The 930-nt window shown below is 52.0% G+C and carries 2 protein-coding genes; both read left to right on the top strand.

The features are described from left to right. Positions 1-154: 154 nt before the first annotated feature. Positions 155-673: a DnaT-like ssDNA-binding protein gene (locus MO867_RS24455; protein ID WP_252473256.1), complete on the top strand. Its 519-nt coding sequence runs from the start codon at positions 155-157 to the stop codon at positions 671-673. Positions 674-676: 3 nt separating this feature from the next. Further along, positions 677-930: hypothetical protein (locus MO867_RS24450; protein WP_252473255.1), on the top strand; the 254-nt coding region annotated here is incomplete at its 3' end.

Below are 930 nucleotides of genomic sequence, written 5' to 3'. Positions count from 1 at the left end.
AGTTATTCAGGATGATGAAGAGGGTTTTGTTGTCGAGTTGGAGGGCATCCAATTCGCACCGGCACGAAACCAAGTGCGGGAAGACGGCACTCTCACATCCGGCGGCTTTAAGGCTTTCGAGTCCGCCAAATCTGAGCTTGCAGGCGAATAACCCATGGCCTTGACGATAGAAGACGGCACTGGCACTAGTCCGAGTGCCAACAGCTATGCCAGCGTGCAAGATTTGCGCGACTATGCAGGTGCCCGTGGGGTAGATCTGTCTGCACTACCGGATGAGCAGTGCGAGCCGCTTCTTATCAGGGCCATGGACTTCTTGGAAGGCAAGCGAGACCGGTACAAGGGGTATGTCTCAACGCAAGGTCAACCCTTACAGTGGCCTCGCTCTGATGCTTGGGGAATTTCCTATCCGGATGCTCTTTTCCCAAGTAATGAAATACCGCGGGAACTGGTATATGCACAATTGGCTCTTGCAATTGAGGCGCAGGAAAACGATTTGCAGCCCAATCGGTTGCCAACCGATACCGGGCCGATAATCAAAGAGCGTGTTGAGGGGGCGGTAGATGTGGCCTATGCCGCGCCTGTACAACAGCAGTTTACCCCCGCTTTTGCTAAGGTCGATGCTCTGCTTGCTCCACTCCTGAAAAACAACGGGCTTTTCCTAGTCCGGACATAACCTATGACCGACTTCTACAACCGTATGGCTGATACGGCTCTACGGCTTATTGCGCGTTTTGGTTCTGAGCAAACCCTGCACGATGTAATACCGGGTGTTGATGATCCGATTACCGGGCAGAGCACAGGTGATACTCCCATAAATCAACCTGTCCAAGTAATTCTGCAGGACTACAACCTTAAAGAATCCGGGATGATGTATACAGAAGGGCAGAGTATTCAGCGCGGCGATAAAAAATTGATCATTGCTGCAGCTGG

Origin of the sequence: Microbulbifer okhotskensis, assembly GCF_023895975.1 — a bacterium.
In the GTDB taxonomy this organism is placed as follows: Bacteria; Pseudomonadota; Gammaproteobacteria; order Pseudomonadales; family Cellvibrionaceae; genus Microbulbifer; species Microbulbifer okhotskensis.
The sequence above is the reverse complement of the archived record's forward strand: the minus strand, read 5'-3'. Positions and strand labels throughout refer to the sequence as shown.